Source organism: Polaromonas sp. P1_E1_2, assembly GCF_056406035.1.
The window spans coordinates 1-4,098 of record NZ_JBFUAZ010000388.1; the positions used below are offsets into that span (position 1 = coordinate 1).

The 4,098-nt window shown below is 59.7% G+C and carries 4 protein-coding genes and 1 pseudogene; 3 read left to right on the forward strand and 2 right to left on the reverse strand.

Annotation, left to right across the window (positions count from 1 at the left end; genetic code table 11):
* Together AC1D1P_RS16290 and xseA are read right to left on the reverse strand one after the other, a co-directional pair.
* Positions 1-198: pseudogene (locus AC1D1P_RS16290) on the reverse strand (superoxide dismutase [Fe]); the annotation flags it as partial.
* A gap of 54 nt (positions 199-252) precedes the next feature.
* Complete coding sequence (gene xseA / locus AC1D1P_RS16295; RefSeq protein ID WP_477669426.1) at positions 253-1,572, reverse strand: exodeoxyribonuclease VII large subunit; 1,320 nt, start codon at positions 1,570-1,572, stop codon at positions 253-255.
* A gap of 340 nt (positions 1,573-1,912) precedes the next feature.
* On the opposite strand from xseA, the gene AC1D1P_RS16300 reads away from it, so the two are divergent.
* From AC1D1P_RS16300 to lpxK, 3 genes are read left to right on the forward strand one after another with little or no spacing between them, the layout of a single operon-like run.
* On the forward strand, positions 1,913-2,551 hold the full coding sequence (locus AC1D1P_RS16300; protein ID WP_477648746.1) for a MotA/TolQ/ExbB proton channel family protein: 639 nt from the start codon (positions 1,913-1,915) through the stop codon (positions 2,549-2,551).
* Positions 2,548-2,976 (forward strand): ExbD/TolR family protein, encoded by a 429-nt coding sequence (locus AC1D1P_RS16305; protein WP_477673687.1) that lies wholly within the window; start codon positions 2,548-2,550, stop codon positions 2,974-2,976. Before AC1D1P_RS16300 ends, AC1D1P_RS16305 begins: the two co-directional genes overlap by 4 nt.
* 22 nt (positions 2,977-2,998) lie before the next feature.
* On the forward strand, positions 2,999-4,069 hold the full coding sequence (gene lpxK / locus AC1D1P_RS16310) for a tetraacyldisaccharide 4'-kinase (RefSeq protein WP_477669425.1): 1,071 nt from the start codon (positions 2,999-3,001) through the stop codon (positions 4,067-4,069).
* The last annotated feature ends 29 nt before the right edge of the window (positions 4,070-4,098 follow it).

A 4,098-nucleotide genomic window follows, 5' to 3' on the forward strand; every position in this document is an offset into this window, starting at 1 on the left:
GTTGTACACACCACCACTGGATTTCTTGACGATCTCTTCGAGCGTCATGGCTTCAAACTCAGTGCCCTTTTGCAGGTTGTTGAGGTTCACCACGTAAGCATTGTGGTGCTTGCCATGGTGGTATTCAAAGGCTTCCTGGCTGTAATGCGGCGCCAGGGCGTCGATCGGGTACGGTAGCGGGGGGAGTTTGTGTTCCATGATTTTTTCCTCGTGGTGATGAATAAACTGCTTTTAACGATGTCATTGTAAAAACTAAATCAGTCTGCGCGCAGAAACTGTCAAATCGACCTCGCCGTCGGCAAGGGTAGCGCGTACAGGTTGCCCCACATGGGTCTTTTCGCGGCTTGTAATGGGTTGCCCCTGAAGGTCGGCAAGCCAGGCGTAGCCGCGCTTCAGAACCAGTTTGGGGTCCAGCAACTCAAGCCTTAACTGCGCGCGCTCGATGCGCTGCCGGCCGCGCTGCAGGCTGCCTTGCACTTCGTGCGGAAAATTGCTGCCCAAGACCTGTAGCTTGCGCTGTTCGTGCTGCAGTGCCAAACGCGCTGCATGGCTCAGGCTCTGGCCGAGCCCGGCCAGGCGGGCATGCTGCCTGGTAACCAGATGCGACGGCCGGCTAATCCGGGAAGCCGCCCAGTCCAGGCGCTGGTTGTGCGACTCCAGCTGGCGGTCTACGCCGTTTTGCAGCCGCGACACGGCCATGTCGAGCGCACCCAACCACACCGCTTGGGGCTGCGCGCAGAGTTCTGCCGCGGCGGTYGGCGTGGGCGCACGCACGTCAGCGCAAAAATCGACGATCGTGAAATCGGTTTCATGCCCTACCCCGCTAATCACTGGCATGGGCGATTCCACCAGGGTTCGGGCGAGYTGCTCATCATTAAAAGCCCACAGGTCTTCCATGGCRCCGCCRCCGCGTACCACCAGCAAGACATCCACGCGGTCCTGGGATCGCCGCTGATAGGCTTTGAGCAAAGCGGCGCGCAATTCGCCGGCTGCCTGGCTGCCCTGCACGCTGGCAGGATAAATAACCACGGGAATATGCGGCACACGGCGCTGCAAAGCACTCGTGACATCGTGCAAGGCGGCGGCACCCAGCGAAGTCACCACACCAATGGCGCGGGGCAGCAAAGGCAAAGGCCTTTTACGGCCTGGGTCGAAAAGGCCCTCAGCTTCAAGTCTGGCCTTGAGCAGCAGGAACTGTTCAAAAAGATTGCCCTGGCCTGCCTGGCGCATGGACTCGACCACCAGTTGTAGTTCACCGCGCGGCTCATAAACACCCAGCCGTCCCCGCAGCTCCACCAATTGGCCGTCGCGCGGGGAAAACTCCAGCATCGTGGCAGCGCGGCGAAACATGGCGCAGCGAACCTGCCCCTGTTCATCTTTGAGCGAAAAATAGCAGTGGCCGCTGGCTGCACGCGAAAACCCGCTGATCTCACCCTGCACCGCGACCGGGTTAAATCGGGCTTCAAGGCTGTCCGAAATAGCCCTTAGCAAAGACCCGACGGGCCATACCCGGATGCCCGCGTCGCGCGCTCCCGCTTGCGGCTTCTCGGAAGGAGCCGATGCATCAAACACCCCTAAATCCCTTGGTAATCCGGGTGTAATACTCCACAGAGAGCCGTCCCTCAAGGCTCGACCCCCTGGTTTCGCGCGGATATCGAGATAAATTCGTGTAACTCATTGATTTTGAATAACTTAATTCTGCTCAAAATTTCATCGTTCTGTCACATGCACGATTTGGCGCGGCTTGCAGGCCGCTGCGCCACCACTTGCTAACAAAGTTATCCACAGCTTCTGTGGGCTACGTCCGACACGCGATCACGTTGCGAACATTTAACAGATCAGGCTCAGCCGCAACGAGATGGCAGTTTCTGTAAGCCATAATCCACCACAACTTACTGCCTGGAGATGTGCATTGTTTTCGATCATACAAGCCGCAGGTTGGCCGATTTGGCCCCTGGTTGCCTGCTCTGTCTTGGCCCTTGCTCTGGTTATCGAGCGTTTTACCAGCCTTAAAACCCGAAAAGTCGCCCCCGCCAAGTTGCTTGACGAAGCCATCACCGTCTCCCGCGCCTCCGTCCCCTCACCCGATGTCGTGGCGCAGCTTGAACAAAACTCGCTGCTCGGCGAAGTGCTTGCCAGCGGTTTTCGCGCCCTGAACACCAATCCAAGGATCAGCGAGGATGACCTGCGTTCCACGCTGGAAGGCGCAGGACGCAAGGCGGCCCACAAGCTGGAACGATACTTGGCAGCCCTGGCGACCATCGCCTCTGCCGCCCCCCTGCTCGGCCTATTGGGCACAGTCATCGGCATGATCGAGATTTTCGGCTCCCAGGCAGGTGGTGGAGGTGTGAGCAATGCCGCTGGCGGCAACCCTGCCCAGTTGGCGCAAGGCATTTCGATTGCGCTCTACAACACGGCTTTCGGCCTGATGGTGGCCATTCCCTCGCTGATTTTCTGGCGCTATTTCCGGGCGCGAGTGGACGGATATCTGCTGACGATGGAGCTGGCGGCCGAGCGTTTTGTACGCCACCTCAATACCCTCAGAAAATGAACTTCCGCCCCCATCCTCATGACGAGCCGGAGATCAATCTGATCCCCTTCATCGATGTACTGCTCGTGGTGCTGATCTTCCTGATGCTGTCCACCACCAACAGCAAGTTCACCGAACTTCAGGTCAAGCTGCCGATCGCCAACGCCGAACAGCAGCGCGATTATCCCAAGGAAGTCATCGTCGCCGTGAGCAGCGACGGCCGCTACATGGTCAACAAGACTCTGGTGGAAGGCCGTGGCATCGAAGTGCTGGGAGCCGCGCTTGCCGAAGCAGCGAAAGCCGGCAAGGAAAGCGTCATCATCATCAGCGCCGATGCCAACGCCACGCATCAGGCCGTTATTACGGTCATGGAGGCCGCACGCCGCCAGGGGCTGACACAAATCACATTTGCAACGCAAAGCGCCGCAACGGCCGGGGCCAGATAGGCCAGGGCCGGTTGCCCATTCCATGCAGCCTTCGCGGCGAAATGGCAGTCATCACGTGAAACAGATTTTGCAGAATGCCTGGCGCAAACGGGGTTGGCCGGCATGCCTGCTCTGGCCGCTGGCCCAGGCCTATGGCCTGGTCGTGCGGCTGCGGTGGGTGCTGTATCGCCGTCACATTCTCCGGTCCGAACATTTCGGCGTTCCGGTGATCGTGGTCGGAAACGTCATTGCCGGCGGCGCCGGAAAAACACCGCTGGTGATTGCCCTGGTGAAACATCTGCAGGCGCAACAGATACGGGTGGGGGTGGTGTCGCGGGGTTATGGACGGCACGGCACCGCCTGCCTGGAGGTGGTCCCCGGCGCATCCCCTCACCTCACAGGCGACGAGCCGGCCCTTATCAAGCGCGCAACGGGTGCGCCTGTTTTTGTTGCCGGCAAGCGTGCAGACGCCGTGCGCGCATTGCTTGCGGCATATCCGGGCACGGCTGTAGTCGTGTGTGACGACGGTCTGCAGCACTACGCCCTGCAGCGCGATATCGAGATTGCCGTGTTCGATGACCGAGGTGTGGGGAACGGCTGGCTGCTACCGGCAGGTCCGTTGCGTGAGCCCTGGCCCGCACGCGAACGGGTTGGCTTGAATTTTGTGCTRCACACCGGGCAAAAACCGGCATTTGAAGGGTTTGTTTCCAACCGGAAACTGAGCAACGAAGCTTATTCCGCCCGGGACGAACCGGTCTCGCTGGCGAGCCTGCGGGGCCGGCCTCTGGCGGCACTTGCGGGCATAGCCAATCCTGAAGCATTTTTCGGAATGCTGAGGGAAACCGGCCTGACGCTGCAGGCCACAACGGCCCTGCCCGACCACCATGACTTCACCGATCAAGACCTGGAAGCGGAGGAACTCAAAGGGCGTGTGGTGCTGTGCACTGAAAAAGACGCCGTCAAGCTTTTTGCCCTGCAGGGCACATCACAAAAGGAGGTTCTGGCCGTACCTTTGGTGTTTACGCCCGAACCAGCGTTCTTTGCCGCACTCGATGCCCGGCTGGCCCCGCTGATTTCTCCCTTACCATCAGGCCATGGACACCAAACTGCTTGAACTGCTGGTCTGCCCTGTGACCAAAGGCC

What these genes read in the sequence shown, in the direction of transcription:
- AC1D1P_RS16305 (WP_477673687.1), top strand. Translation starts at nt 2,548, where the DNA reads ATGAACTTCCGCCCCCATCCTCATGACGAGCCGGAGATCAATCTGATC.